Annotated in this window: 27 protein-coding genes; 13 read left to right on the top strand and 14 right to left on the bottom strand. The window is 65.2% G+C overall.

All coding sequences use genetic code 11. The features are described from left to right. Nucleotides 1–56 precede the first annotated feature (56 nt). From IPP28_04155 to IPP28_04125, 7 genes are all read right to left on the bottom strand, one after another. Nucleotides 57–983 (bottom strand): nucleoside hydrolase, encoded by a 927-nt coding sequence (locus IPP28_04155; GenBank protein ID MBL0040244.1) that lies wholly within the window; start codon nucleotides 981–983, stop codon nucleotides 57–59. A gap of 10 nt (nucleotides 984–993) precedes the next feature. Beyond that, nucleotides 994–3,066: an ATP-dependent DNA helicase RecG gene (gene recG, locus IPP28_04150; protein ID MBL0040243.1), complete on the bottom strand. Its 2,073-nt coding sequence runs from the start codon at nucleotides 3,064–3,066 to the stop codon at nucleotides 994–996. A gap of 6 nt (nucleotides 3,067–3,072) precedes the next feature. After that, nucleotides 3,073–3,453 (bottom strand): RidA family protein, encoded by a 381-nt coding sequence (locus IPP28_04145; protein ID MBL0040242.1) that lies wholly within the window; start codon nucleotides 3,451–3,453, stop codon nucleotides 3,073–3,075. Between the two features lie 54 nt (nucleotides 3,454–3,507). Further along, entirely contained in the window at nucleotides 3,508–5,673 is a 2,166-nt protein-coding gene (locus IPP28_04140) for a bifunctional (p)ppGpp synthetase/guanosine-3',5'-bis(diphosphate) 3'-pyrophosphohydrolase (protein ID MBL0040241.1), read from the bottom strand. A gap of 64 nt (nucleotides 5,674–5,737) precedes the next feature. Then, on the bottom strand, nucleotides 5,738–6,034 hold the full coding sequence (gene rpoZ / locus IPP28_04135; protein MBL0040240.1) for a DNA-directed RNA polymerase subunit omega: 297 nt from the start codon (nucleotides 6,032–6,034) through the stop codon (nucleotides 5,738–5,740). A gap of 124 nt (nucleotides 6,035–6,158) precedes the next feature. After that, the gene (gene gmk / locus IPP28_04130) at nucleotides 6,159–6,770 is read right to left on the bottom strand and encodes a guanylate kinase (protein MBL0040239.1); all 612 of its coding nucleotides are present in this window, start codon (nucleotides 6,768–6,770) and stop codon (nucleotides 6,159–6,161) included. A 12-nt stretch (nucleotides 6,771–6,782) separates the two neighbouring features. Continuing rightward, complete coding sequence (locus IPP28_04125) at nucleotides 6,783–7,646, bottom strand: YicC family protein (GenBank protein MBL0040238.1); 864 nt, start codon at nucleotides 7,644–7,646, stop codon at nucleotides 6,783–6,785. A 69-nt stretch (nucleotides 7,647–7,715) separates the two neighbouring features. Between IPP28_04125 and rph the strand changes: the two genes are divergently transcribed. From rph to IPP28_04085, 8 genes are all read left to right on the top strand, one after another. Beyond that, nucleotides 7,716–8,444: a ribonuclease PH gene (gene rph, locus IPP28_04120; GenBank protein ID MBL0040237.1), complete on the top strand. Its 729-nt coding sequence runs from the start codon at nucleotides 7,716–7,718 to the stop codon at nucleotides 8,442–8,444. A gap of 3 nt (nucleotides 8,445–8,447) precedes the next feature. Next, the gene (rdgB, locus tag IPP28_04115) at nucleotides 8,448–9,038 is read left to right on the top strand and encodes an RdgB/HAM1 family non-canonical purine NTP pyrophosphatase (GenBank protein MBL0040236.1); all 591 of its coding nucleotides are present in this window, start codon (nucleotides 8,448–8,450) and stop codon (nucleotides 9,036–9,038) included. A gap of 1 nt (nucleotide 9,039) precedes the next feature. After that, the gene (hemW, locus tag IPP28_04110; GenBank protein ID MBL0040235.1) at nucleotides 9,040–10,239 is read left to right on the top strand and encodes a radical SAM family heme chaperone HemW; all 1,200 of its coding nucleotides are present in this window, start codon (nucleotides 9,040–9,042) and stop codon (nucleotides 10,237–10,239) included. After that, nucleotides 10,236–10,988 carry a bifunctional demethylmenaquinone methyltransferase/2-methoxy-6-polyprenyl-1,4-benzoquinol methylase UbiE gene (ubiE, locus tag IPP28_04105; GenBank protein ID MBL0040234.1) on the top strand — a complete coding sequence of 251 codons (753 nt, stop codon included), beginning with the start codon at nucleotides 10,236–10,238 and terminating at the stop codon, nucleotides 10,986–10,988. Before hemW ends, ubiE begins: the two co-directional genes overlap by 4 nt. Nucleotides 10,989–11,052: 64 nt before the next feature. Continuing rightward, entirely contained in the window at nucleotides 11,053–12,915 is a 1,863-nt protein-coding gene (locus IPP28_04100; GenBank protein MBL0040233.1) for a M1 family metallopeptidase, read from the top strand. 6 nt (nucleotides 12,916–12,921) lie between these two features. Next, nucleotides 12,922–13,884 (top strand): alpha/beta fold hydrolase, encoded by a 963-nt coding sequence (locus IPP28_04095; protein MBL0040232.1) that lies wholly within the window; start codon nucleotides 12,922–12,924, stop codon nucleotides 13,882–13,884. 71 nt (nucleotides 13,885–13,955) lie between these two features. Continuing rightward, on the top strand, nucleotides 13,956–15,710 hold the full coding sequence (locus IPP28_04090) for a M28 family peptidase (GenBank protein ID MBL0040231.1): 1,755 nt from the start codon (nucleotides 13,956–13,958) through the stop codon (nucleotides 15,708–15,710). Nucleotides 15,711–15,714: 4 nt separating this feature from the next. Continuing rightward, on the top strand, nucleotides 15,715–16,464 hold the full coding sequence (locus IPP28_04085; protein MBL0040230.1) for a tetratricopeptide repeat protein: 750 nt from the start codon (nucleotides 15,715–15,717) through the stop codon (nucleotides 16,462–16,464). A 6-nt stretch (nucleotides 16,465–16,470) separates the two neighbouring features. Here the strand turns inward: IPP28_04085 and IPP28_04080 are convergent, their stop codons facing one another. Further along, the gene (locus tag IPP28_04080) at nucleotides 16,471–16,926 is read right to left on the bottom strand and encodes a hypothetical protein (GenBank protein MBL0040229.1); all 456 of its coding nucleotides are present in this window, start codon (nucleotides 16,924–16,926) and stop codon (nucleotides 16,471–16,473) included. A 12-nt stretch (nucleotides 16,927–16,938) separates the two neighbouring features. Then, the gene (locus tag IPP28_04075; protein ID MBL0040228.1) at nucleotides 16,939–17,304 is read right to left on the bottom strand and encodes an ankyrin repeat domain-containing protein; all 366 of its coding nucleotides are present in this window, start codon (nucleotides 17,302–17,304) and stop codon (nucleotides 16,939–16,941) included. Between the two features lie 83 nt (nucleotides 17,305–17,387). Here IPP28_04075 and IPP28_04070 point away from each other — a divergent pair, with 83 nt between their 5' ends. Then, a complete protein-coding gene (locus IPP28_04070) occupies nucleotides 17,388–17,591 on the top strand; it encodes a hypothetical protein (GenBank protein ID MBL0040227.1) in 204 nt (67 codons plus the stop codon). 86 nt (nucleotides 17,592–17,677) lie between these two features. On the opposite strand, the gene IPP28_04065 is transcribed toward IPP28_04070, so the two are convergent. Both IPP28_04065 and IPP28_04060 read right to left on the bottom strand, forming a co-directional pair. Then, nucleotides 17,678–18,157, bottom strand: coding sequence for a hypothetical protein (locus IPP28_04065; GenBank protein MBL0040226.1), 480 nt, complete (start codon nucleotides 18,155–18,157; stop codon nucleotides 17,678–17,680). 59 nt (nucleotides 18,158–18,216) lie between these two features. Next, nucleotides 18,217–18,594, bottom strand: coding sequence for a hypothetical protein (locus tag IPP28_04060; protein ID MBL0040225.1), 378 nt, complete (start codon nucleotides 18,592–18,594; stop codon nucleotides 18,217–18,219). 104 nt (nucleotides 18,595–18,698) lie between these two features. Between IPP28_04060 and IPP28_04055 the strand changes: the two genes are divergently transcribed. Both IPP28_04055 and IPP28_04050 read left to right on the top strand, forming a co-directional pair. Further along, nucleotides 18,699–19,103 carry a TfoX/Sxy family protein gene (locus IPP28_04055; GenBank protein ID MBL0040224.1) on the top strand — a complete coding sequence of 135 codons (405 nt, stop codon included), beginning with the start codon at nucleotides 18,699–18,701 and terminating at the stop codon, nucleotides 19,101–19,103. Next, nucleotides 19,103–19,909, top strand: coding sequence for a hypothetical protein (locus IPP28_04050; protein MBL0040223.1), 807 nt, complete (start codon nucleotides 19,103–19,105; stop codon nucleotides 19,907–19,909). Before IPP28_04055 ends, IPP28_04050 begins: the two co-directional genes overlap by 1 nt. Nucleotides 19,910–19,961: 52 nt before the next feature. Here IPP28_04050 and minE read toward each other — a convergent pair whose 3' ends face one another. The 3 genes from minE to minC are packed head-to-tail and all read right to left on the bottom strand — an operon-like array spanning nucleotide 19,962 to nucleotide 21,960. Further along, a complete protein-coding gene (gene minE, locus IPP28_04045; protein MBL0040222.1) occupies nucleotides 19,962–20,222 on the bottom strand; it encodes a cell division topological specificity factor MinE in 261 nt (86 codons plus the stop codon). Nucleotide 20,223: 1 nt separating this feature from the next. Then, nucleotides 20,224–21,036 carry a septum site-determining protein MinD gene (minD, locus tag IPP28_04040; GenBank protein MBL0040221.1) on the bottom strand — a complete coding sequence of 271 codons (813 nt, stop codon included), beginning with the start codon at nucleotides 21,034–21,036 and terminating at the stop codon, nucleotides 20,224–20,226. A gap of 30 nt (nucleotides 21,037–21,066) precedes the next feature. Continuing rightward, a complete protein-coding gene (gene minC / locus IPP28_04035; GenBank protein ID MBL0040220.1) occupies nucleotides 21,067–21,960 on the bottom strand; it encodes a septum site-determining protein MinC in 894 nt (297 codons plus the stop codon). A 234-nt stretch (nucleotides 21,961–22,194) separates the two neighbouring features. On the opposite strand from minC, the gene IPP28_04030 reads away from it, so the two are divergent. Together IPP28_04030 and IPP28_04025 are read left to right on the top strand one after the other, a co-directional pair. Further along, entirely contained in the window at nucleotides 22,195–23,004 is an 810-nt protein-coding gene (locus IPP28_04030) for an alpha/beta fold hydrolase (protein ID MBL0040219.1), read from the top strand. A gap of 1 nt (nucleotide 23,005) precedes the next feature. Further along, a complete protein-coding gene (locus IPP28_04025; protein ID MBL0040218.1) occupies nucleotides 23,006–24,697 on the top strand; it encodes an AMP-binding protein in 1,692 nt (563 codons plus the stop codon). Nucleotides 24,698–24,701: the final 4 nt, after the last annotated feature.

Below are 24,701 nucleotides of genomic sequence, written 5' to 3'. Positions count from 1 at the left end.
AAGATTATTCGTCCCCAAGCATTCAGGGAATGTGTTTTTCCCTTGCAATTCAAGGATCAAGCCAAGGCCGACTGGATCAGTCCTGCGAAGCGGTCGAGTCGGTAGCGCATCAGGATGCGACTTTGCACCCGCCAGCTCATCCGCCCGGCCCAGTCGACCACGGTCATGCCACGGGTCAGCGCGCCGTCGAGCTCGATCTTGATCGAGCGCGTCTCCCAGCACTCGACAGCCGCCGGATCCAGCACCGCCGCCATCGCCAAGCCATCGGCCGCATGCCAGTAGGTGTTGTTGCGGCAGGCCTGCATCCAGTCGCGGGTCTTGCGCGAGATCGCATCGTAGAAGCGCGCACGCGGACTGTCCGCCGCCAGCCAGCGCGCCAGATCGGCGAACGGAATGCCGTGCGCCAGGGTGGCTTCCCAGTCCACCAGCTCGAATTGCGGCCACGCATCGAACACCACGGCCGCGGCCTCGGGATCGAAATGGATGTTGAACTCGCTGGTGGTGCGCGACACGTTGCCGCGCCCACTCACCGCACCGCCCATGATCACCAGGCGCGGCACCCGCGTCGGCAGATCGGGATCGAGTTTCAGCGCGAGCGCCAGATTGGTCAGCGGACCGAGCATGACGAAGGTCAATTCGCCCGGATGTTGCCGCGCCAACCGCACCATTGCCGTGGCGGCGTGCTCGACGTCGGCCGCACGACTCGGCGGCGGCAGGCCGACATCGCCAAAACCATCCTGACCATGCACGAATGCGGCATCCTCGGCAGGCCGCACCAGTGGATCGCTGGCGCCAGCGAATACCGGCGTGTCGGCACCCACCAATTCGACCAGGTTCAAGGCATTGCGCAAGGTATGCCGGATGCCGACATTGCCGGCGGTAATGGTCAGCGCCTCGACCTTCGTGCCCGGATGCGCATAAGCCATCAACAAGGCCAGCGCATCGTCCACGCCCGGGTCGGTATCGATCAGCAATCGTTGCATCGTTCAATCCTCATGCTTGTGCAAATTCCACGGCTTGGCCGATCCAGCGCGCGACCAGCGCGTCGGCCGCGCGCAGGTCGTGTTCGAGCAACCAGTCGGCCGCCTGCGCCACCTTCGGCATCACCTCCGCATCGCGGACCAAGTCGGCGACACGGAAATTCATCTCGCCGGTCTGGCGCGTACCGACCACTTCGCCGGGCCCGCGCAAGGCGAGGTCTTTCTCGGCGATGCGGAACCCATCATTGGTCTCGCGCATCACCGCGAGGCGTTCGCGCGCCAGGACCGACAGTGGCGGCTGCCACACGAGCACGCAACTCGATGCCGCCGCGCCGCGCCCGACGCGCCCGCGCAATTGGTGCAGTTGTGCCAGGCCAAGACGTTCGGCGTTGTCGATCACCATCAGACTCGCATTCGGCACATCGACGCCGACTTCGATCACGGTCGTCGCGACCAGCAGACGAATCTCGCCCGACTTGAAGGCATCCATCACGGCCTGTTTGTCGCGCGGTTTCATGCGTCCGTGCAACAGACCGATGCGCACATCGGGCAAGGCACGCTGCAGATCCTCGTGGGTGGCCTGCGCGGCCTTGGCTTCCAGCTGCTCGGACTCCTCGATCAGCGGACACACCCAATACGCCTGGCGACCTTCGGCGCAGGCGATCCGGATGCGCTCGACGATCTCGTCGCGGCGCGCATCCGACACCGCCACCGTCGTCACGGGTGTGCGTCCGGGCGGCAGTTCGTCGATCACCGAGACGTCGAGATCGGCATAGGCGGCCATCGCCAGGGTGCGGGGAATCGGCGTCGCCGTCATCACCAGTTGGTGCGGGGTACGCGCACCGTCGCGCCCCTTGTTGCGCAGCGCCAGGCGCTGGTGCACGCCAAAGCGGTGCTGCTCGTCGATGATCGCGAGCCCGAGGTTCGCGAACACGACACCTTCCTGCATCAACGCATGGGTGCCGATGACGATCTCGGCGCCTGCAGCGATGTCCGCCAATGCCCTCGCTCGTGCCTTGCCGGTGACCTTGCCGGCCAGCCAGACCACACGCAGTCCGAACGGCTCGCACCAACGCTCGAAATTGCGCAGGTGCTGCTCCGCCAGCAGTTCGGTCGGCGCCATCACCGCGGTCTGCACCCCTGCACCGGCAGCCGCGAGCGCCGACAGGGCCGCGACCACGGTCTTGCCCGATCCGACATCGCCCTGAACCAGGCGCAACATCGGCTTGCCGGCGGCGAGGTCCCGGTCGATTTCGCCAAGCACGCGGACTTGCGCCTTCGTCAGGGCGAACGGCAAGGCCTCGAGAAACGCGCGACGTCTGGCCTTGTCATGTCGGATCTTCGGCGCCGGCATCGCGCGCAGATGGCGACGCAACTTGCGCATGCCGATCTGGTGCGCGAGCAGTTCATCGAAGGCGAGCCGCTGCTGCGCGGGATGCGTGCGCGCCATCAGCCGCGCGATGTCGGCATCGCCGGCCGGTGCATGCACAAGGCGCAACGCGGCGCCGAGACTGGGCAGATGTGCGGTGCGCCGCAGCGACTCCGGCAACACATCGAGAACGGTGTCGTCGGGCAGGGCCGCGAGCGCCAGCCTCGCGAGCCGGACCAGGGTCGTCTGGCCGACGCCTTCCGTCGCCGGATAGACCGGCGTCAGCGTGGAATCCAGTGGCGTGTCCAGCTGCACCCGCTGGTAACGCGGGTGCACGATCTCGAGACCGTTGGCACCCTCGCGCACCTCACCGTAGATGCGCAGACGCAAGCCCGGCAGAAAGCCTTCCGCCTGCGATTTCGAGAAATGGAAGAAGCGCAGGGTCAGCGTCGCGCGGCTGTCATCGGACACCACCACGCGCAACATCGGCCGGAAGCGAAATCCGCGCTCGACCGCGTCGACGACGGCCTCGACCTGCGCACTCTCGCCCGGACGCAGGTCACGGATGGCGGCGATGCGCGTGCGATCCTCGTAGCGCAACGGCAAGTGGAACCAGAAATCCGACAGCGCATGCAACGACAGTCGCGCCAGAGCCTCGGCAATGGCCGGACCGACACCGCGCACATCAGCCAGCGGTCGCGACGCGGCATCGCTCATGCCCGATCAATCCAGGACAACGATCGCATCCATTTCGACCTGCGCACCACGCGGCAGCGCCGCAACCCCGATCGCCGCACGGGCCGGATACGGCGCCGAGAAGTATTCCGCCATGATGCGGTTCACCTCGCCGAAGTTCGACAGGTCGGTCAGGAACACGTTGAGCTTGACGATGTGTTCGAGATCACCGCCAGCGGCCAGGCAGAGCGCGCGCAGATTGTCGAACACGCGGCGGATGTGCAGCTCGATGGCACCTTCGACCATCTGGCCGGTGGCCGGATCAAGCGGGATCTGGCCGGACAGATACACGGTCGGGCCGCACTTCACGGCCTGCGAATAGGTGCCGATCGCGGCGGGTGCGCCGTCGGTGCTGATGATGTCCCGCATGTTTCACTCCCGAATCGATTTCGGTCGAATCCAAGAAGGCGATGCTAACCGGTCTCAGCCGACGTAACGACTGACGGCGTGCACCACCGGCGCGCGCCGCAATCGCCGCAACACTTCGGCCAGGTGCTTGCGGTGCTTCACTTCGATCACGAACAGCATCGCGGCAGTGCGCAGGTCACGTTCCTGATATTCGACCGTATCGATGTTCGACTGGCATTCGGCAATCGCCGCGGCCACCGTCGCCAGCACGCCCGGCTTGTTGTCGACCACGACTTTCAGCGCGACCTTGAAGTCGCCGCTGATCTCGCGGTCCCAGGCGATGGCCACGAAACGGTCAGGATTCTTGCGGAACTCCGGGATGTTCGGGCATTCGGCCTGGTGCACGACGATGCCCTTGCCGGCCGACAGGTAACCGACGATGTCGTCGCCGGGCAAGGGATGGCAACAGTTGCCGAACGAGACGACACCGCGTTCTGCTCCCGAAATCAGGATCTTGTCCTGGCCACGCGCCATCGTGCCGAGATCCAGGGTCACGGCATCGCGCACCAGCGCATGCGCGACTTGTTGTGGCATGCGGTTGCCGAGCGCGATTTCGGCGAGCAGGTCTTCCAGTCGGCGCAGCCGGTGTTCCTGCAGATAGGCATCGAGCATCGGTGCCGGGATCTGTTCGATCGAGGCACCGAGGACTTCCAGCGCGCGATCCAGCAGGCGGTGCCCGATCTCGATCGACTCCTCATGCTGCATGTGCTTCAGCGCATGGCGGATCGCGCTGCGCGCCTTCGAACTGACGACGAATTCGAGCCAGCCGATCTGCGGCTGCGCGCTCGCCGCGGTGATGATCTCGATCGACTGGCCGCTGCTCAGGCGCGTACGCAGCGGCACCAGCTTCTTGTCGACGCGCGCCGCCACCGCGTGGTCGCCGACGTGGGTATGCACGGCATAGGCGAAATCGAGCGCAGTGGCATTGCGCGGCAGGGCGAGGATGTCGCCCTTCGGCGTGAACAGGTAGACCTCGTCCGGAAACAGGTCGACCTTGACGTGTTCGACGAACTCGATCGACGTATCGGAACGCGATTGCGCATCGACCAGCCCGGCGACCCACTCGCGCGCGCGCGACTGGGCATTGTTGCCCGCCGACCCTTCGCTCTTGTAGGCCCAGTGTGCGGCGATGCCACGTTCGGCCAGCAGGTCCATGTCCTCGGTGCGGATCTGCACTTCGATCGGCGTGCCGCCCGGCCCGAACAAGACCGTGTGCAGGCTCTGGTAACCGTTCGCCTTCGGCATCGCGATGAAGTCACGGAACCGGCCATCGACCGGCTTGAACAGCCCATGCACCGCGCCGAGCGCCATGTAGCACTGCATGGTCTCGCGCACCACGACGCGCACACCATAGACATCCAGCACCTGGGCCAGCGTCTTGTGCTCGGTCTTCATCTTCGTATAGATCGAATACGGCGATTTCACCCGCGATACCAATCGCGCCGGAATGCTCTCGTGGTCGAGCTTGGCGGCAATGGTCTGCTGGATCTTCGCGACGCCATCGCGACGATTGCCGTTGAGCTGGCGCAGGTGATCTTCGAGCACGCGGTGGCGCAAGGGATGGTAGGCGGCAAAGCCGTGATTCTGCAGCTCGGCCTTGATCGCGTTCATGCCCAGGCGCTGCGCGATCGGCGCGTAGATCTCGAGGGTTTCCAGGGCGATGCGGCGCCGCGACTCGTCGCTCATGGCGTCCAGCGTGCGCATGTTGTGCAACCGGTCGGCGAGCTTGATCAGGATGACGCGCAGGTCGCGCGCCATCGCCAGCATCATCTTGCGGAAGCTCTCGGCATTCGCCTCCTGGCGACTGCGGAACTTGACCTTGTCGAGCTTGGTGACGCCGTCCACCAACTCGGCCACGTCCTCGCCGAATTGCGCGGCCAGCTCGGCATGCGACACCAGGGTGTCTTCGAGCGTGTCATGCAGGATCGCCGCGCAGAGCCCGTCGGTATCGAGGCGCATTTCGGCCAGGATGCCGGCGACCGCGAGCGGATGCGTGATGTAGGGCTCACCCGACTTGCGCGTCTGGCCGTGATGAGCGGCGGCCCCCAAACGAAAAGCGCGCTCGACCTTGGAGCGCGCTTCGGGCGTCAGGTATTCGGCCAGCTTCTGGTCAAGCGCCTGCCAGTGGGCCGCAAGGCCGGCGGCCACGTCTGCACGTTCGCGGACGGTCGCCTCGGTCACTGGTGCGGCTCCTCAATTCAAGAACAGGGGAGCCGAGTGTTGCAGAACTTCGTGGAGTCGACGATCAGAGATCGTCGGCACCCTTGGACAGATCGTCGTCGGCCACTTCCTGCGCCGCCCACTCCAGCGCTTCGCGCTCGGCGCGCTCGCGTTCCTGACGCTCGATCTCATTGAGCATGTCCAGGTTGATGTGGCGACCGGCGATCTCGCGCAGCGCCAGTACCGTCGGCTTGTCGTTCTCCGCCGGGATCAGCGCTTCCGCGCCCTTGGCGATCTGACGGGCGCGCTTGGTCGCCATCAGCACGAGTTCGAAACGGTTGTCGACCACTTCAAGGCAGTCTTCGACGGTGATGCGGGCCATGGGCCACTCCTGAAAAATCGCGTAAACGGGGAAAAACGGCCGCGCAGGCTAGCAGTGTGCCGCACTCCGGGCAATGTCACGCACCACGTCAGAACGCCAACCCATTGATTTATATGGCCGCCGTTCAGGCTATCAAGCTGTCGACCAGGCCCTTCAGGCGCTGCTGCTGCACGCGCCGATGCAGGCGCGTGGCGCGCACGATGGTGCTGATCTCGGCCAGGGCGGTGTCGAAGACTTCGTTCACGACGATGTAATCGAATTCCCAGGCATGGGCGATTTCCTTGCGCGAATCGGCCAGGCGACGAAGGATGGTGGCTTCGGTGTCCTTGGCGCGGGTGCGCAGGCGTCGCTCCAGTTCCAGGCGCGACGGCGGCAGGATGAAGATACTGACCGCCGAGGGCACTTGGGCACGCACCCGCTGCGCGCCCTGATAGTCGATTTCCAGCAACACGTCCTGGCCCGAAGCCAGCAACGGCTCCACCGATTGCCGCGCCGTGCCCTTCAGATCGCCATGCACGATCGCGTATTCGAAGAATTCGCCCTCGCCGGCCATTTCCTCGAACTTCTCGCGCGTCACGAAGTGGTAGTGCTTGCCATCTTCCTCCCCCGGACGCGGCCCGCGCGAGGTGTAGGAAATCGACAGCGAAATGCCGGGTTCCTTCGCCAACAAGGCATTCACCAGCGTCGATTTGCCGGAACCCGAGGGCGCGGCGACGATGAACAGGGAACCGGGCATCGTCTGCTCCTGTTATTCGATGTTCTGCGCTTGTTCGCGCAGTTGTTCGATCAGCACCTTCAGCTCGACCGAGGCCTGGGTGGTGCGGGTGTCGATCGACTTGGAGCCGAGCGTATTCGATTCGCGGTTGAACTCCTGCATCAGGAAGTCGAGACGGCGACCGATCGGCTCGGGTGAATCGAGTCGGCTGCGCACCTCGGCGATGTGCGCGCCGAGGCGATCGATTTCTTCATCGACATCGAGCTTGTGAAACGCCAGCACGAGCTCCTGTTCGAGCCGTCCGGGATCGAGCGGTTGCTTCAGCTCGGCGATCCGCGCCTCGAACTTCAGGCGCAGGCCGGCCCGGATGTCCGGCAGCCATTGCCGCACCTGCACGACGATGGCCGCGATACCGTCCAGACGCTCCACCAGGGCAATCTTCAGTCGTTCACCCTCGCGCGAACGGGTGGCGACGAAGTCGTCCAGCGCGTGATCGAACAGGCTCAGCGCTTCCTCCGTGAGCACGGCGTTGTCGATCTCGGGCTCATTGATCACGCCGGGAAAGGCGAGCACTTCCATGCGCGATGGTGGCCGCGATTCCGGAAAGGCCAGCAACAGTCGCTGCTCGATCTGGCGCAGGTTCTCGACCAGGACCGTGTTCAGGCTCAACGCATCATTCGCGACGGCCGCGCGCGCGCGCATCGCGACATCGACCTTGCCGCGCGACACGCGCTTCTCGATGCGTTCGCGCAGCTTCGGTTCGAGGGCACGGAATTCCTCCGGCAGTCGAAACCCGATTTCGAGGAAACGATGGTTGACCGAGCGCAGCTCGAACACGAGGCGCCCGCGCGCACTCGGGCCTTCAGCACTGGCATAGGCGGTCATGCTGCGGATCATCGGGCTGTCCTTCGCGTAAGGGCGGCCATGTTACGCTCCGCGCCCTTTTTTCCCAAGCGATTCGCGCCCATGAGCACCGTCCTTCGCCCCAGTGGTCGCGCCGCCGACGCGTTACGTCCGGTCACCCTCGAGCGCCACTACACGCGCCACGCCGAAGGTTCGGTGCTGGTCAGCTTCGGCGATACCAAGGTGCTGTGCACGGCCAGTGTCGAAGAAAAGGTGCCGGGCTTCCTGCGCGGCAAGGGCGAAGGCTGGGTCACCGCCGAATACGGCATGCTGCCGCGCGCCACCAACTCGCGCAACAACCGCGAAGCGGCGAGCGGCAAGCAGGGCGGGCGCACGCTGGAAATCCAGCGCCTGATCGGCCGCAGCCTGCGTGCGGTCGTGAACCGTCAGGCACTCGGCGAACGCACGATCACGCTCGACTGCGACGTGTTGCAAGCGGACGGCGGCACGCGCACGGCCGCCATCACCGGCGCCTATGTGGCGCTGGTCGATGCGGTGCGCGCGACGATGAAGAAGGGCCTGATCAAGACAGATCCGATCCACGGCCAGATCGCCGCGATCTCGGTCGGCATCTTCAAGGGCACGCCGGTACTCGACCTCGACTACGCCGAGGATTCGACTTGCGAGACCGACATGAACGTGGTGATGAACGATGCACTCGGTTTCATCGAACTGCAGGGCACGGCCGAAGGCCACGCCTTCCGTCGCGACGAACTCGACGCCCTGCTCGTGCTGGCCGGCAAGGGGATCGGTGAACTGCACGCTCACCAGCGCGAGGCGCTGGCACGCTGAGCCATGCGCATCGTCGTCGCCACCGGCAACCCGGGCAAGCTCGCAGAAATCCGCCACGTGCTGGCGGACATGGCGGTCGACCTCGTCGCGCAGGGCGAGCTCGGCATTCCGGAAGCGGACGAGACCGGTACCACCTTCGTCGAAAACGCGATCCTCAAGGCGCGCCAGGCGAGCGCATTGAGTGGCTTGCCGGCGATGGCCGACGATTCCGGCCTGATCGTCGACGCGCTGGACGGCGCGCCCGGATTGATCTCCGCGCATTACGCCGGTGTCCACGGCGATGCCTTGCGCAACATCGCTCGCGTGCTGGACGAGATGCGCGATGTGCCCGAGTCACGGCGCACCGCTCGCTTCTACAGCGTGGTCGTGCTGCTGCGCCACGCTGCCGATCCGCAGCCGCTCATCGCGGAAGGCATGATCGAAGGCCGCATCCTCGACGCGCCGCGCGGCAGCAACGGCTTCGGCTACCAGCCGATCTTCTTCGTGCCGGAACTCGGCTGCAGTTCAGCGGAACTGCCGTCCGAACACTGGCACCGCATCAGCCATCGCGCGCAGGCACTCGCCGCATTGCGCAAGCGCTGGCCGTTCGGCTGAGATGGCGATCGTCACTCCGCCGCTCGCGCTGTACATCCACATCCCGTGGTGCGTGCGCAAATGTCCATACTGCGACTTCAACTCGCACGAGCAACGCGGCCCGGAACAGCATCGCGCCTATGTCGACGCGCTGTTCGCCGATCTCGACGCTGACCTCGCGCAGTTCGCATTCGTACGCGATCGCCCGATCGTCTCGGTGTTCTTCGGCGGCGGCACGCCCAGCCTGTTCGCGCCCGACCTGATCGCGCGCATCCTCGACGACTGCCGCGAACGCCTGCAATTCGTCGACGACGCCGAAGTCACGATGGAGACCAATCCGGGCACGGTCGAACACGGCCGCTTCGACGGCTACCTGCGCGCCGGCGTCAACCGCATCAGCTTTGGTGTGCAGAGTTTCGACGACGACAAACTGGCGCGACTCGGCCGCATCCACGGCGCGGCGGAAGCGGAGCGCGCGGTCAAGGAAGCGCAGGACGCCGGCATCGGCGAGATCAACCTCGACCTGATGTACGCGCTGCCGGAGCAGACGCTGGATGGCGCCTTGCACGATGTCGAGCGCGCCCTCGCGTTGCAGCCTACGCATCTGTCGCACTACCAGCTCACGCTGGAACCGAACACCGTGTTCGCCGCAAAGCCGCCGCCGCTGCCGGACGACGAACTGGGCTGGGACATGCAGGACGCCTGCCAGGCGCGACTGGCCGAAGCCGGCTTCCCGCAATACGAGACGTCGGCCTACGCGCAGGCAGTGCATCGCTGCCGACACAACGTCAATTATTGGACCTTCGGTGACTATCTCGGCATCGGCGCCGGCGCGCACGGCAAGCTCAGCGACGGCGGTCGCATCGTCCGCACCGCCAAGCTGAAGACGCCGAAGAGTTACTTGGCCAAGGCCGCTCTGTCCGACCGGCTGGCGACCATGGCGCCGATTCCGGAGCGCGAACTCGCCTTCGAATTCATGATGAACGCGCTGCGCCTGGTCGACGGCGTCGAAGCCGCACTCTTTGCGCAGCGAACCGGGCTCAATCCAGCTTCGATCGCGCCGATCATTGCGCGCGCCGTCGCTGACGGACTGCTCGTGGATGATCCCGATCGCTTCCAGCCCACGGCCGATGGGCGCCGCCTGCTCAACGAGTTGTTGATCCGTTTCCTGCCGGACGAGCGGCCGCGCTCCGCTAGAATCCCGGTCGAGGTGAATCCGTGACTGACGCACAGAAGAAGATCGATTTCGGCTATCGCGACGTCGACTGGAACGAAAAGCAAAAGCTGGTCGGCCGCGTGTTCACGTCGGTCGCCGGCAAGTACGACCTGATGAACGACCTGATGTCGTTCGGCATCCATCGCTTGTGGAAGCGCCATTTCGTTGCGACCAGCGGCGTCAAGCGTGGCGCGCGCGTGCTCGATCTCGCGGGCGGCACCGGCGACATTGCCGCCCTGCTCGCCGATCGCGTCGGCCATGAAGGCGAGATCGTGCTTGGGGACATCAACGCGGAAATGCTCGGCGTCGGCCGTGATCGACTCACCGACCGCGGCCTCGTTGGCAATCTCCGCTACGTGCGCTTGAATGCCGAGGCGTTGCCGTTTCCGGACGGCCATTTCGATGCCGTCACCATCGCCTTCGGCTTGCGCAACGTCACAGACAAGGCCGCCGCGCTGCGCGAGATGCGGCGCGTGCTGAAACTGGGCGGCAAGGTCATGGTGCTCGAGTTCTCCGAGGTCGCCGAGCCGCTGCTGCGCCCGCTCTACGACCTGCACTCGTTCGAAGTGCTGCCGCGCCTCGGCAAGCTGTTCGCCGGCGACGCCGACAGCTACCAGTACCTGGCCGAATCGATCCGCAAGCACCCGAACCAGGAAGCCCTGAAGGCGATGATGCAGGACGCCGGCCTCGACCGCTGCGACTACCGCAACCTCAGCGCCGGCATCGTCGCGATCCACAGCGGGTATCGGGCGTGACCCAGCGTGACAACGCGCTGATCCTGTCGCGCTAAACTCGCCGTCTCTTTGCTGGAGACGGATCATGCGGAACCTGTTTGTGGGCCTGACGGCCCTGCTGATGGCGGTGGGGCCGATCACGGCGGCCCGTGCGGAGTCGGCGCGCGACGAGCATTCCTATGCGCACCTTGATGAAGTGCGCATCAAGCACGTCTATCTCGACCTCGATGTGTCGTTCGAAAAGCGGCAGCTCGCCGGTTTCGCCGAACTGAACCTCGACTGGCGCAAGCCGGAGGCCCGGCGGCTCGATCTAGACACGCGCGACCTGACGATCGAGCGCGTGACGGCACAGCGCATCGACGGCTCCTGGTCGAACGCATCGTTCGCGCTGGCGAAGCGCGACGCCAAGTTCGGTTCGCACCTGACCATTCGCTTGAAGGATGCCGCGCCGAAGGTGCGCGTCTACTACCACACCGCGCCCGAAGCCTCCGGTCTGCAATGGCTGGAACCGGCGCAGACGCTCGGCAAGCAGAAGCCCTTCATGTTCTCTCAAGCCCAGGCGATTCATGCGCGCAGCTTCGCGCCGCTGCAGGACACGCCCTCGGTGCGCTTCACCTATCGCGCCCGCGTCACCGCGCCGGAGGGCATTCGCGTCGTGATGAGTGCCGACAACGAACCCGGCAGCGACGGCCAGTCCGGCTTCCGCTTCCACATGCCGCAGCCGATTCCGTCCTACCTGCTCGCGATCGCCGCCGGCGACATCGCTTCGAAGCAGGTCGGGCCGCGTTCGTACGTGTGGACCGAGCCGGGTCGCCTCGACGCGGTCGCGAAGGAGTTCGAAGACATCGAGGCGATGATCGCCGCAGCCGAGAAGCTCTATGGCCCGTATCGCTGGGGTCGCTACGACATGCTGGTGCTGCCGCCCTCGTTCCCGTTCGGTGGCATGGAGAATCCGCGCCTGTCGTTCTTGACACCCACCCTGATCGCCGGCGACAAGTCGCTGGTCAACGTCGTGGCGCATGAACTCGCCCATTCCTGGTCGGGCAACCTCGCGACCAATGGCACCTGGCGCGACCTCTGGCTCAACGAGAGTTTCACCAGCTATGTCGAAAATCGGATCGTCGAGGCCGTGTTCGGTGTCGATCAGGCCTTGATGGATCAGGTCGTCGGCCAGCAGGAACTGCTCGCCGAACTCAAGGAACTGCCGGCCATCGACCAGCACCTGGTGCTGAACTTGAAGGGTCGCGACCCCGACGAAGCGTTCAGCGGCGTGCCCTACCAGAAGGGCGAGTGGATGTTGCGCACGCTCGAGAAGCGCTTCGGGCGCGACAAGTTCGACGCCGTCGTGCGCGCTTGGTTCGACGATCACGCCTTCCAGTCGGTGTCGACCGAGCAGTTCCTCGACTTCTTCGGCACGCATCTGCTCGATGCCAAGGATGCGCCGATCCATCGCGCCGACCTCGATGTCTGGCTGCATCAGCCCGGTGTACCGAAAGATGCCCTGCTCGCGCACTCGGCGAAGCTGGAAGCCATCGATGGCGTGCTCGCCGACTTCGTCGCTGGCAGGAAGGACGCCGCGGCGTTGAATGCGACGACCTGGGTGACTGGCGAGTGGGTGCACTTTCTCAACGGCTTTGCCGAGAAAGCCGACGCCGCGAAGATGGCCGACCTCGACGCCCATTACGGCCTGACGCAACGCCAGAACCGCGAGATCACGATGCGCTGGTTCCTCGCCGGCATCCGCGCGAACTATCAGCCGATGCGCGATGCGCTGCGTGCGCACCTGATCGAGATCGGGCGCCGCAAGCTGATGGTGCCGCTCTGGACGGAACTCGCGAAGTCGCCGGAGAACAAGGCCTGGGCCATCGACGTCTACACGTCCGCACGTCCGGGACTGCATCCGATCGCGCAAAACACGGTCGATGCATTGCTCGGACTGAAGCGCTGATCGACGATGAAGCGCATGCTGCGTCGGGCATTCACCGGGCTGCTGTTGATCGGTGGCGTTGCTGCGCTGCTGTTGGTAGCGGCGATGTTCGTCGTGCCCGGCCGTTTGCTTGACGCCGAGATCGCGCGGCGCGAATGGATGGCCGGCGTCCGTGCATCGACGATCGAGGTCGGGGGCCAGCACTGGCGCTATCTCGAACGCGGGCCGCGCGATGGCGACGTCGTGGTGTTGCTGCACGGCTTGCAGGCGGATGCCGGGACCTGGCTCGACGTGTTGCGGCACTCGCCGGACACGCGCCGCTACATCGTGCCCGACCTGCCCGGCTTCGGCGCCAGCCCGACGCCGGTCGATCGCGACTTTCGGGCCGCGGTCCAGGCCGAACGCGTGCACGCGTTGCTGACGGCGTTGCAGATCGATCGCGTCGATCTCGTCGGCCATTCGATGGGCGGGTACATCGCCGGCCGATTCGCAGCGGCGTACCCGCAACAGGTGCGCAGCCTCGCCTTCGTCGACGCCGCCGGCGTGCCTTTCGAGGCGAACGACTTCATGCGCGCACTGGAACGCGGCGAGAACCCCTACAAGGTCACCACCCGCGACGAGTTCGATGCCTTCCTCGACAAGGTGTTCAAGCACCGCCCCTTCCTGCCGAGACCGGTCCTTAACGTCTACGCCGACCGCGTCATCGCCCGCGCCGACGACTGGAACGTGGCGATGGAAGCGCTGAAGGCACCGGACCAGCGCTACGGCCTGGTCGACGCGCTGCCGTCCCTGGACATGCCGAGCCTGGTGCTCTGGTGTCGCGACGACCGCGTCCTCGACGTCAGTTCGGTGAAGGTCTTCGAAGCCGGACTGCCGAACGAACGTGTCGTCGTGTTCGACGACTGCGGCCACATGCCGATCATGGAACGTCCGCGCGACACCGCCGACGCCCTCGCCGCCCTGTGGCGAAGCGTGTACGCAGCGAACTGAACAACAGCGGCTTAACCAGCGCCGGGGCCTCGCCCGGCTAGAATCGGTGTCCGTTTGACTGGAGTACGCCGATGCGTCGGATCCTGATTCCCGCTTCCCTGTTGCTCGCCGCCTGCGGCAGCGATGCCCCGCCCCCGGATGTGCCACCACCCGCGCCGCTGAAGCCGGCCTATGTCGAGATGCACGGCGATCCGGCCAAGGCGAAGATGAGCGCGGCGATCGATGCGAACGATCTCGCCAAACACATCCAGACGCTGGCCTCCGACGAGTTCGAAGGCCGCGGCCCGGGCTCGTTGGGCGAGCGTTTGACCCTGAACTATTTCGAAAACGAATTCAGCCGGATCGGGTTTCTGCCGGCGATCGCCGACGGCCAACCGTGCAAGGCCTTTCCCTGCGATGGCGCGACCTATTTCCAGCGCGTGCCGATGGTCTCGACGACGGCCGATCCGTCGACTGCGCTGCACATCCAGGTCGCGGGTAGCGAACAAGTGTTGGCGATGGGCAAGGAGATGGCCATCGGGTCGCGCTCGGAACTACCCGAAGTGCAGATCAACGACAGCGAGATCGTCTTCGTCGGTTATGGCGTGATCGCACCGGAACAAAACTGGAACGACTATGCCGGCCTCGACGTCAAGGGCAAGACCGTGGTCATTCTCGTCAACGATCCCGGTTTCCTGCGTGGTGACGAGACCTTGTTCAAGGGTCGCGCGATGACCTATTACGGCCGCTGGACCTACAAGTTCGAGGAAGCCGCGCGCCAGGGTGCCGCCGCCGCGCTGATCGTGCACGACGAAAAGCCCGCGGGTTACGGCTGGGACGTGGTCGTGAATTCGTGGAGCGGCGAACAGCACGACTTGCCGCGTTCGGGTGATCCGGAGCCGCGACTGCCGGCGCAAGGCTGGATCTCGATGGATGCGGCCAAGGCCCTGTTCGCGGCCGACGGCCGGGATTTTTCGAAGTTGCAGATCGACGCCGACAGTCCGGGCTTCAAGGCCGTGCCGCTGAATGCCAAGTTGAACACGACGATCCGCAGCACCATCGAAAACAAGTTCTCGCACAATGCCGTGGCGATCCTGCCGGGCAGCACGCGGCCGGACGAGTCAGTGCTGTACATGGGTCACTGGGACCATCTCGGCAAGAAGGATGGCCCCGAAGGCGAGGACCACATCTTCAATGGCGCCATCGACAACGCCAGCGGCGTCTCCGCAGCGCTCGAAATCGCCCATGCCTTCGCGGCATTGGAAACGAAGCCGGCACGTTCGATCGTGATCCTGCTGCCGACGCTGGAGGAATCCGGCCTGCTGGGTTCGAAATACTTCGCCGCCCATCCGCCGGTCAATCTCGCGAAGATGGCGGCGGTGATCAACATGGACGCGTTGCCGATTCGCGGCCGCAACCTCGACATGGGCGTCATCGGCCAGGGTCAATCGAGCGATCTTGAACTGATGCTGCTGCAACTGTTGACGGCGCAGGGCCGCACGATGGAACCGGAAGCGTCGCCGGAAAAGGGCTTCTTCTTCCGGTCCGATCACTTCAACTTCGCCAAGCAGGGCGTGCCGGCCCTGTATGCGCGGGCTGGCGTGACGCATGCCGACAAGGGCGCGGCCTACGGCCAGCAATGGTCGGACGACTACACGGCGAACCGCTATCACAAGCCCGCGGACGAGTTCGATCCGAACTGGGACTACACCGGCATCATCGACGACTTGAACATCTACTTCGACGCCGGCAAGAAGCTGTCCGAGCCGGGCGTGTGGCCGTCCTGGAGCGAGGCCAGCGAGTTCCGCGCGGCGCGCGACGCATCCGCAGCCGAACGCACGAAGTAGACGCGTGCCGATCCTCGCCATCCTGTCGATCGCCCTGCAGATCGCGTGCATCGTGCACGCGGTCCGCAGCGGCCGCGTGCAGTACTGGCCGATCATCATCCTGATCGGATCCTTCGTCGGCTGTCTTGCGTACTTCCTGGTCGAGATCCTGCCCGAGATCCGCAACAGCCGGACCACGAAGCGCGTCGTCGCGAACGTGGCGCGCAGCATCGATCCGGAAAAGCGCAAGCGCGAGATCGCTGCACAACTCGATATCGCCGACACCGTGCAGAACCGTGTCCGTCTCGCCGAAGAGTGCCTGCAACTCGGTGATTACCAGAACGCGCGCGTGTTGTACGAACGCTGTCTCAGCGGCCCGTACGCGGACGACCCGACCTTCCTGCTTGGTCGCGCGCGCGCCGAGTCCGGCCTCGGCCTGTTCGCGGAAACCCGCGCCACGCTCGAGCACCTGATCGCGAAGCACCCGGACTACCGCTCGAACGACGGTCATCTGTTGTACGCGACCACGCTCGAAGCGCTCGGCGATTCCGAGAAGGCGCTCGACGAATACCGCGTACTCGAACTCTCGTTCCCGGGCGAGGAAGCGCGCCTTCGTTACGCCCGACTACTCGCAAAGACCGGCCGCGTCCGGGAAGCCCGCGGCATCTACGAAGGCGTCCTCAAACGCGAAAAGGCCGCGCCCGCGTACTACCGCAAGAAGGAACGCGAATTCTTCGATGCGGCGAAGAAGGAACTGGCGGCGCTGGGCAGTTGAGCACCCTCAGCAGACTGCGGCGTGGGCGGGCCGCAATCGCTCTGCGATCCAAGCACAGGCAGCGGATATCGTGCCGATGATGCACACAAATCCGAGCGCACTGATCAAATGGGGCCGGCCGACATTGAGCGCGATCAGCGCCAACACCAGCCCCGCAGCACCGATACCCGACAACAACATCCGCAACGACGTGGCACGCTTGCCAGTCCCGAACCATGACTGCATCGTGGACGCCAAAGTCGACGCGACGGCCGCCAGCACGCCGCAGAACATCCCGACGAAGAACAGGTTTGCACCCGCGAGTTCGCCGGAATAACCCTGATTCAGAGACCGCATCAGGGCGTAGCCCCCGGCCAGCAGAAATCCGACCGCGAAGGCGATCAGGATGCGATCGGCGGCACGAGGATCGAATTGCATCATGTCCCGACTCCAATGGGCGATTGAGGACAAAGCATCGGTCATGCCAAATACCTTCTAGCGCCCCACAGCAACGATCACAGCAAGATTCCCCAGGTCCTCGGCATACACGCGAGCGCTGCGCCCGGTCGCGTCGCACAATGACGGATCGGCGCCTGATGCCATCAGCGCCAACACCACCTCCGAACGACCTCGTTCGATGGCGTAGTGCAAGGGTGTGTATCCCGTCTCTCCCGCAGCGTTGATCGGTGCACCGGCTGCAATCAACGCAAGCACGATATCAACGCGGCCTTGATAGGCCGCGTAATGAAGAGGCATGTCGCCCGACGCATCCCTTTCCATCGGTCCGAGCCGTATTCGATCGTCAAAACTGGCACCCAGGGCCAGCAGCTCGTCGAAGAACACCCGGAGCACGTCATTCATTGAACCGACGCCTGTGGCTCGAAACATTCGAAGAAGCCATCCGGCAGCCGATCCCCAGGAACACTGGGCACGCGAGCACATACATGCGCACAACCACCGCCAACGCGGTGACCATCGGGTGCGGAGATGCAACTGACGAGGCAATCCTTGAACGGCGTGCAGGCCTGCCGCAACAACGCCAACTGGCATTGCTCCGCCTCGACAAGCGAGCGTCTGGGCGGCGCGGTGCAATTGAGAAATCGGCCGATCTGGCCGACGTCAGGCTGCGTCGGCGTGTGCTCGTCTGAAGGCAGAGCAGTGTCGTTGCAGCCCGCACCAACAAGCGCCAGGACCAACACGGCGTGTCGGCAAACGCAGCCGAACATCCGCACGATCATCCGAACCGGCTCTTCGGCTTTTCCGGGCGAGCCTCTTGCGGCGCCAGTTGCAGCGACTGGATCTTGGCCAACAGGTTCTGGATGTTCTCGGCCCAGCGCATGGACGCGGGCGGGGCTTGCGGCGGGCCGACGACGGGTGCGGCCACCGGACGCTTGCCGACGCCATCCTTCAACTGGTGCAGGGCGTCGATCGCGAAGCCGTCCCAGCGCAGGAAATGCGCGGTCGGGATGCTGACCCAGGCCATGCTCGGCACGTCGCCGCCCTTCGGGTCCCAGTATTTCGCGCCGGGCAGGGTCGTCGCCTTCAGGCGCGCGCGGCCCTGCAGGCGGAACGCGAGGCCATCGAAGTGGTAGACCATGAAGGCCTCGCCATGCAGCAGCGCAGCGGGTTTGCCGTACAACTGTCCAGCCACTGCATCGTGCCGACGCACCATGTAATCGAGGATCGTGTCGTAGCGGGTCCGTGCGTTGGCCATCGCCAATACCGATGCAAGTCTTGGGCCGGAATGCTACGCCGAAACGGTTTGGTGCGATATCAGAGGGATTTGAGCGAACGCGCGATCAGGCCGATGCCGCCGAACAGCAGCACCAGCATCAACAGGGTATTGAACAGGCTGGTCGGTTCGAAATAGATGCGCAGGTTCATCAGGATGCCGACCAGGATGATTACCACGCCCGCCAGCAACAGCAGCCAGCCGGGCTTCGAGCGACCATCCATGAACAGCATCAACACGCCGATGATGAAGGGCAGCAACGACAAGCCGAACGTATGCTGGCCGAAGAACGTCCAGAAGCCGGTCGTGACCGTGACCTGGCTGGTCAGCAGGTAGCCGCCGGCCACCGCCATCGCGAATCCGATGAGGAACATCGGAATGCCGCCCGGCGTGCCGCCTGCGCCCGTGAGTTTGTCCATCGAGATGCCGCTCCGCTGACTTGGGCGGCGATTGTAGCCGGCGCCGCTTGCATGCATGGCGCGAACCGGGAACGATCACGATATCCGAGCCACGGGTGCACGCCATGCCGATTTCGCCGGGACTGCTGGACCAGATCGCCGCGCAACTCGCGGCCTTGCCGGAACTCGCGATCCGACGCATGTTCGGCGGCGCCGGCCTGTACAGCAGCGGCGTGTTCTTCGGCGTGATCGATGATGATCGCGTCTACTTCCGGATCGGCGACGGCAATCGCGAGGACTTCAAGCGCGCCGGATCGACGCCGTTCCAGCCCATCCCGGACAAGCCGGCGATGGCCTATTTCAGCGTGCCGACGATGGTGATCGCGCGCAGCGATCGCTTCGTCGAATGGGCGAAGAAGGCCGTGGTTGCTGCGCGTGTGGCGAAGGCCGCGAAGCCCAAGCGCGCAGTGGCCGCACCCGCGAAGAAGAAGGCGCCTGCGAAGAAGGCCGCCGTGAAGCGGCGTCGCTGATGCGGGTGCGCCTCGCCACCGTTGCACTGATCATCGCGGTCGCGCTGGCGTGGCTCGGCGTGCTGGATCGCGTCGCATCCAGCGAACTCGACGGCGCGTTCAAGCGCAGCTTCGCGACGTTCGCGATCGCCCGATCGTTGAACGGCGTGATCTCGCTGGTCCAGGACGCGGACGTGTCGGTGTCGCCGGCCGGCGTGGGCGTGACCGTGAGTCCGGGCGAGTTGCTCGATCCGCTGAACGACTTGCTCGAACAATTCTCGACACTCGCCTTCACGGCACTGACGGCGCTCGGCATCCAGAAGTTCGCACTGCAGTTGTCGGACAGCCTGTTGTTGAACCTTACGCTGAGCGTCGCGGCCAGCCTGTGGCTTGTCGCGCGGTTCTGGTCACGCGCGATGACGTGGCAACCGCTGGCAGCACGTGCATTGGTGTTCGCGCTCGCCTTGCGCTTCCTGGTGCCGGGCTTCGCGCTCGCTACCGCGCTGGTTGATCGCACCTTGCTGACGCCGGAATTCGAAGCCGCGAAGGCGCAGTTGCAGTTGACGACCGACGCCGCCCAGCAAGCGGCCGAACCCGTGCCTCGAACCGAGCCTTCGGGCATCGGCGAGCAGATCGCGCGCTGGTGGGAATCGGCCAAGGCCGAGGTCGACGTACGTGAACGCGTCGGGCGCATCAAGGACATCGTCGAGAACGCCGCCGAGCCGCTGGTCACGCTCGCCGTCGTGTTCCTGCTGCAGGCCATCGTGCTGCCGCTCGCGTTTCTCGCGCTCGGGACGCAACTGCTGCGGGTGCTGCTGATGTCGTAGCGTTGCGGGTTGATGTAGGGGCGTCGCGTGCTACGCCCCGAATCCCGCGGGATCAACCGCCCGGCTTGTCCGGCAGTGCAACCGAGAGTTCCAGCAGTTCGTGGCCGCCTTCCTGGCTGACCTTGACCTGGATCGCATCGGGGTCGACGTTGACGTATTTCTTCAGCACTTCCAGCAGTTCGCGGCGCAGCATCGGCAGATAGTCGGGCGCATCGCGCTGCGCGCGTTCCTGAGCGACGATGATGCGCAGGCGTTCCTTCGCGACGGAAGCCGTGTTCGGTGCACGCGGTTTCAGGAAATCGAAGATGCCCATGTCAGCCTCCGAACAGACGCGTGAGGAAACCCTTCTTCGGCGCTTCGGTGAACCGCATAGGCACGGTCTCGCCAAGCAAGCGCGCGACGGCGTCGTCATAGGCCTGTCCAGCCGGTGACGCGGCATCGAGGATCACCGGATTGCCGGCATTCGATCCCGCCAGCACGGTCTCCGACTCCGGCACCACGCCGAGCACTTCGAGACCGAGGATTTCCTGCACGTCGGCGATGCTCATCATGTCGCCGCGCTCGACGCGCTCCGGGTTGTAGCGCGTCAGCAACAGGTGCTGGGTCACGCGCTTCTCGCCGGTTTCGGCATGGCGCGTCTTGCTCGCGAGCAGGCCGAGGATGCGGTCGGAGTCGCGCACCGAGCTGACTTCCGGATTCACGACGACGACGGCGCGATCGGCGAAATACATGGCCAGGAACGCGCCTTTCTCGATGCCGGCTGGCGAATCGCAGAGGATGAAGTCGAAGCCCATCTCCTTGAGCTCGTTCAGCACGCGCTCGACACCTTCCTTGGTCAAGGCGTCCTTGTCGCGTGTCTGCGACGCCGCGAGCAGATGCAGGTTGTCGAAACGCTTGTCCTTGATCAGCGCCTGCTTCAGCGTCGCCTCGCCCTGAATGACGTTGACGAAGTCGTACACGACACGGCGTTCGCAGCCCATGATCAAGTCGAGATTGCGCAGGCCGACGTCGAAGTCGATCACGGCGATGCGCTTGCCGCGACGTGCCAGGCCCATCGCAATGCTGGCGCTGCTCGTGGTCTTGCCCACGCCGCCCTTGCCCGAGGTCACAACGATGATTTCAGTCAAGACAGCTACTCCGTCAACGCAACAAAAGGATCACGACAGCGGCGCAAGCTTGAGCTTGTCGCCTTCCAGCCACGCCTGCACGGCCTTGCCATGCAGTTCCGGGGCGGGTTCTTCGAAAACGCGGTACTGACCGGCGATGGCGATCAGTTCGGCCTGGAAATTCTGGCAATAGATGCGCGCCGCGGTGTCGCCACGGGCACCGGCGAGCGCACGGCCGCGCAACACGCCATACAGGTGGATCGAGCCATCGGCGATCACTTCGGCGCCATGACCGACCATCGCCGCGACGGTCAGGTCGGTACCGCGCGCATACAAGCGCTGGCCCGACCGCACCGGTTCGGCATGGTGCTGCCCGACCGGACGCACGTCGGCCGGCACCGGCACTTCGATGATCACCGGCTCCGGAACGGGTGCGGATTCGGTCACGATGGGGTCGATGACCGTCGTGATCACCGGCGCCACCATCGCCGCCGGTTCGCGCTCGGCACGAAACTTCGCGAACACGGGCAGATCGAGTTCATTGGCCAGTGTCGCGAGCATCGCGTCGCCGGCGGCAAAACCGACCGGCCGCAGACCTGCCCCATGCACGGCATCGACCAGCGCACGCATCGCCAGCGCCGAAGGCACGACATCGAGCGCCGACAAGTCGAAGACCACCGGCGCCAGCGCGAACAGCTGCGGCGCTGCCAGAACCCGCGCCTCGACTTCGCCGAAGACCCGGGCGGGATCGCTCGAATGCAGTTTCAGCTGCGCCAGTCCGACCTGGCCAAAGCGCAATTCGGCCACGCGCTGCGACGCCGGGGCGGCGGGAGCGTTGGATTCGAACAAGTCTTCGGGAGCAGCGGCGACGTCGGAACTCGCTGCGGGCGTCGTGGATTTGCGGGCGCGCACGGGGTCTGCAGGCGGTGAAACAAGGTGCAACATAGCGGGAAACGCGCCCCCTGAACATGGCGGCAGCGTGATCCCGTGAACGGACTACGAGATCGACCGAGACGTCAAGGCTTTGGTGTCGCGCTGGTTTGCGTAGAATCGGCTTCCGATCCGACGGATGCCCGCCCCTTGGCCCTGCCCGACTACCCGTTTGCCTCGCAGTTTTTTTCGCATCCGGACCAACTGCGCCAGCACTACCTCGACGAGGGCCGCGGCGCCCCGGTGCTGATGCTGCATGGCAATCCGTCGTGGAGCTATTACTACCGTCGCCTCGTCTCCGGCCTGCGCGACGGTTATCGCTGCATCGTGCCCGATCACATCGGCATGGGCTACTCCGACAAGCCCGGCGACGATCGTTACCCGTATCGACTGGAACGCCGCGTCGACGACCTCGACCGATTGATGCAGTTCCTGATCGACGAACGCGGCCTGCCGACCACCGGGCATACCCTGGTCGTGCACGACTGGGGCGGCATGATCGGTTTCGCTTACGCCTGCCGGCATCCGGAACGGATTGCGCGCCTGGTGATCCTGAATACCGGTGCATTTCCGAATCCGAAGAAGATGTCGCTGCCGTGGACGCTCAGGCTCGGCCGCGACTCGGCGCTCGGCGCCTGGCTGATCACGCGCTGCAATGCCTTTGCCGCCGGTGCCGCGACCTGGGGTGTGAAGCGACGCCTTGATCCCGCCACGCGCGCCGCCCTGCTCTCGCCCTACGACACGCCCGCGCATCGCATCAGCACCTTGCGCTTCGTGCAGGACATTCCGTTGACGCCGGATGATCCAGGCTTCGCCCTGGTGGCTCGAACCGGCGCGGCCTTGTCGCAGTTTTCGGGCTTGCCCGCGCAGATCCACTGGGGTCGCCACGATTTCGTGTTCGACGATGCCTTCCTCGCGGAGTGGCAGCGGCAACTGCCGGAGGCCGAGGTGAACGTGTACGAAGACGCCGGCCACTACGTGCTGGAAGATGCCCACGAGCGCATCGTGCCGAGCGTTCGGCAGTTCCTCGATCGCACGGCGCTGGAGCGGGCCGCCTGACATGACCGGCAACGCTTCCGCCTCCACCGGCAATATCGCTGCCAGCCTCAGCTTCATGGCCTCGCGCCAACCGGAGCGGGCGGCGATCCATTGTCCGGCCGGACGCGATGCCGTCGGTGTGGCGATCTACAAGACGCTGACCTATGCCGAACTCGAACGCGAAGTCGGCCTGCTCGCATCGGGCCTGATTGCCTACGGCATCGGGCCCGGCGTGCGAACGGCGCTGATGGTGCGCCCGAGCATCGAACTGTTCGTGCTGATGTTCGCGCTGTTCCGTGCCGGTGCCGTGCCGGTCCTGATCGATCCCGGCATCGACCGCCGGGCATTGAAGCAGTGCCTGGACGAAGCCCGCCCGCAGGCGTTCATCGGGGTGCCGATGGCACATGTCGGACGCGTACTGCTCGGCTGGGGTCGCGGCAGCATCACCCATCGGGTGACGGTGGGCGGTTCGCGGCTGTTCTGGGGCGGCGCGCTGTATGCGCAGATCCGCGCACTCGGCGACAAGCACGGCCCGGTGCCACCGGCCGCCATGGCGCCCGACCGGCTGGCCGCCATCCTGTTCACCAGTGGCGCCACCGGCGTACCCAAGGGCGTCGAGTACCAGCACCGGCATTTCCTCGCACAGATCATCGCGATCCGGGCCGCGTTCCGCATTCAGCCCGGCGAGATCGACCTGCCGACCTTCCCGCCGTTCGCCCTGTTCGATCCGGCGCTCGGCATGACCAGCGTCATTCCGGACATGGACCCGACCAAGCCGGGCAGCGTCGATCCGGTGAAGTTGATTCACACCATCGAAAAATACGGCGTGACCACCTTGTTCGGCTCGCCCGCCTTGGTCGATGTGCTCGCGAATTACGGCGCCACGACCGGCAAGCGTCTGACCACGGTGAAGCGGGTGATCTCCGCCGGCGCACCGGTCACGCCCAAGACCGTGCAACGGTTGCGTTCGATGCTGCCGGACGATGCCGAGATCTTCACGCCGTACGGCGCCACCGAGAGCCTGCCGGTCTGCGCGATCGAGGGTCGCGAAATCCTGGCCCTGGCCGAGCGCACCCATCGCGGCGAGGGCATTTGCGTCGGCAAGCCCCTGCCGGCCAACCAGGTCAGACTGGTCAAGGTCACCGACGAGGCCATCGAGCATTTCAGCAGCGCCACCGATGTCTTGCCCGGCGCGATCGGCGAAATCGTCGTCTGCGGCCCGAGCACCACCGAGGCCTATTTCGCGCGCGCCTCGGCCACCCGACTGGCCAAGATCGAACACGACGGCCGGACCTGGCATCGCATGGGCGATGTCGGTTATTTCGATGCGCAAGGTCGACTGTGGTACGGCGGCCGCAAGGCCCACCGCGTCGAGACCGGGAACGGCGTGTTTTATCCGGAAATCGTCGAAGGCGTGTTCAACGCGCATCCCAAGGTGCGGCGCACTGCCCTGGTCGGGGTGCACGTCAACGGCAAGGCGGTACCGGGCATCTGCGTCGAACTCACCGGCGAACTCAGCAAAGCCGACTGGAAGCGCGTCCGTTTCGAATTGCGCGACTTCGCGCTGCGCAATGACGTGACCAATGTCATCCGCCACTTCTGGCGTCATCCCGGCTTTCCGGTGGATATCCGCCACAACGCCAAGATCGACCGCATCGCGCTCGCGCGATGGGCCAGCAAACGCGCCGACAAGGCCGATCTCGGCCTGACCTGACCCA

Source organism: Lysobacterales bacterium, assembly GCA_016721845.1.
Taxonomy (GTDB): Bacteria; Pseudomonadota; Gammaproteobacteria; order Xanthomonadales; family Ahniellaceae; genus JADKHK01.
This window is presented reverse-complemented; position numbering and strand designations above follow the sequence as displayed.

What these genes read in the sequence shown, in the direction of transcription:
- IPP28_04100 (MBL0040233.1), top strand. Translation starts at nt 11,053, where the DNA reads ATGCGGAACCTGTTTGTGGGCCTGACGGCCCTGCTGATGGCGGTGGGG.
- rpoZ (MBL0040240.1), bottom strand. Translation starts at nt 6,034, where the DNA reads ATGGCCCGCATCACCGTCGAAGACTGCCTTGAAGTGGTCGACAACCGT.
- IPP28_04145 (MBL0040242.1), bottom strand. Translation starts at nt 3,453, where the DNA reads ATGCGGGACATCATCAGCACCGACGGCGCACCCGCCGCGATCGGCACC.
- rdgB (MBL0040236.1), top strand. Translation starts at nt 8,448, where the DNA reads ATGCGCATCGTCGTCGCCACCGGCAACCCGGGCAAGCTCGCAGAAATC.
- IPP28_04025 (MBL0040218.1), top strand. Translation starts at nt 23,006, where the DNA reads ATGACCGGCAACGCTTCCGCCTCCACCGGCAATATCGCTGCCAGCCTC.
- IPP28_04060 (MBL0040225.1), bottom strand. Translation starts at nt 18,594, where the DNA reads ATGGACAAACTCACGGGCGCAGGCGGCACGCCGGGCGGCATTCCGATG.
- gmk (MBL0040239.1), bottom strand. Translation starts at nt 6,770, where the DNA reads ATGCCCGGTTCCCTGTTCATCGTCGCCGCGCCCTCGGGTTCCGGCAAA.
- IPP28_04095 (MBL0040232.1), top strand. Translation starts at nt 12,922, where the DNA reads ATGAAGCGCATGCTGCGTCGGGCATTCACCGGGCTGCTGTTGATCGGT.
- IPP28_04075 (MBL0040228.1), bottom strand. Translation starts at nt 17,304, where the DNA reads ATGAATGACGTGCTCCGGGTGTTCTTCGACGAGCTGCTGGCCCTGGGT.
- IPP28_04080 (MBL0040229.1), bottom strand. Translation starts at nt 16,926, where the DNA reads ATGACCGATGCTTTGTCCTCAATCGCCCATTGGAGTCGGGACATGATG.
- hemW (MBL0040235.1), top strand. Translation starts at nt 9,040, where the DNA reads ATGGCGATCGTCACTCCGCCGCTCGCGCTGTACATCCACATCCCGTGG.
- IPP28_04125 (MBL0040238.1), bottom strand. Translation starts at nt 7,646, where the DNA reads ATGATCCGCAGCATGACCGCCTATGCCAGTGCTGAAGGCCCGAGTGCG.
- minE (MBL0040222.1), bottom strand. Translation starts at nt 20,222, where the DNA reads ATGGGCATCTTCGATTTCCTGAAACCGCGTGCACCGAACACGGCTTCC.
- rph (MBL0040237.1), top strand. Translation starts at nt 7,716, where the DNA reads ATGAGCACCGTCCTTCGCCCCAGTGGTCGCGCCGCCGACGCGTTACGT.
- IPP28_04030 (MBL0040219.1), top strand. Translation starts at nt 22,195, where the DNA reads ATGCTGCATGGCAATCCGTCGTGGAGCTATTACTACCGTCGCCTCGTC.
- recG (MBL0040243.1), bottom strand. Translation starts at nt 3,066, where the DNA reads ATGAGCGATGCCGCGTCGCGACCGCTGGCTGATGTGCGCGGTGTCGGT.
- IPP28_04050 (MBL0040223.1), top strand. Translation starts at nt 19,103, where the DNA reads ATGCGGGTGCGCCTCGCCACCGTTGCACTGATCATCGCGGTCGCGCTG.
- IPP28_04155 (MBL0040244.1), bottom strand. Translation starts at nt 983, where the DNA reads ATGCAACGATTGCTGATCGATACCGACCCGGGCGTGGACGATGCGCTG.
- IPP28_04090 (MBL0040231.1), top strand. Translation starts at nt 13,956, where the DNA reads ATGCGTCGGATCCTGATTCCCGCTTCCCTGTTGCTCGCCGCCTGCGGC.
- IPP28_04070 (MBL0040227.1), top strand. Translation starts at nt 17,388, where the DNA reads ATGCGCACAACCACCGCCAACGCGGTGACCATCGGGTGCGGAGATGCA.
- minC (MBL0040220.1), bottom strand. Translation starts at nt 21,960, where the DNA reads ATGTTGCACCTTGTTTCACCGCCTGCAGACCCCGTGCGCGCCCGCAAA.
- IPP28_04055 (MBL0040224.1), top strand. Translation starts at nt 18,699, where the DNA reads ATGCCGATTTCGCCGGGACTGCTGGACCAGATCGCCGCGCAACTCGCG.
- IPP28_04065 (MBL0040226.1), bottom strand. Translation starts at nt 18,157, where the DNA reads ATGGCCAACGCACGGACCCGCTACGACACGATCCTCGATTACATGGTG.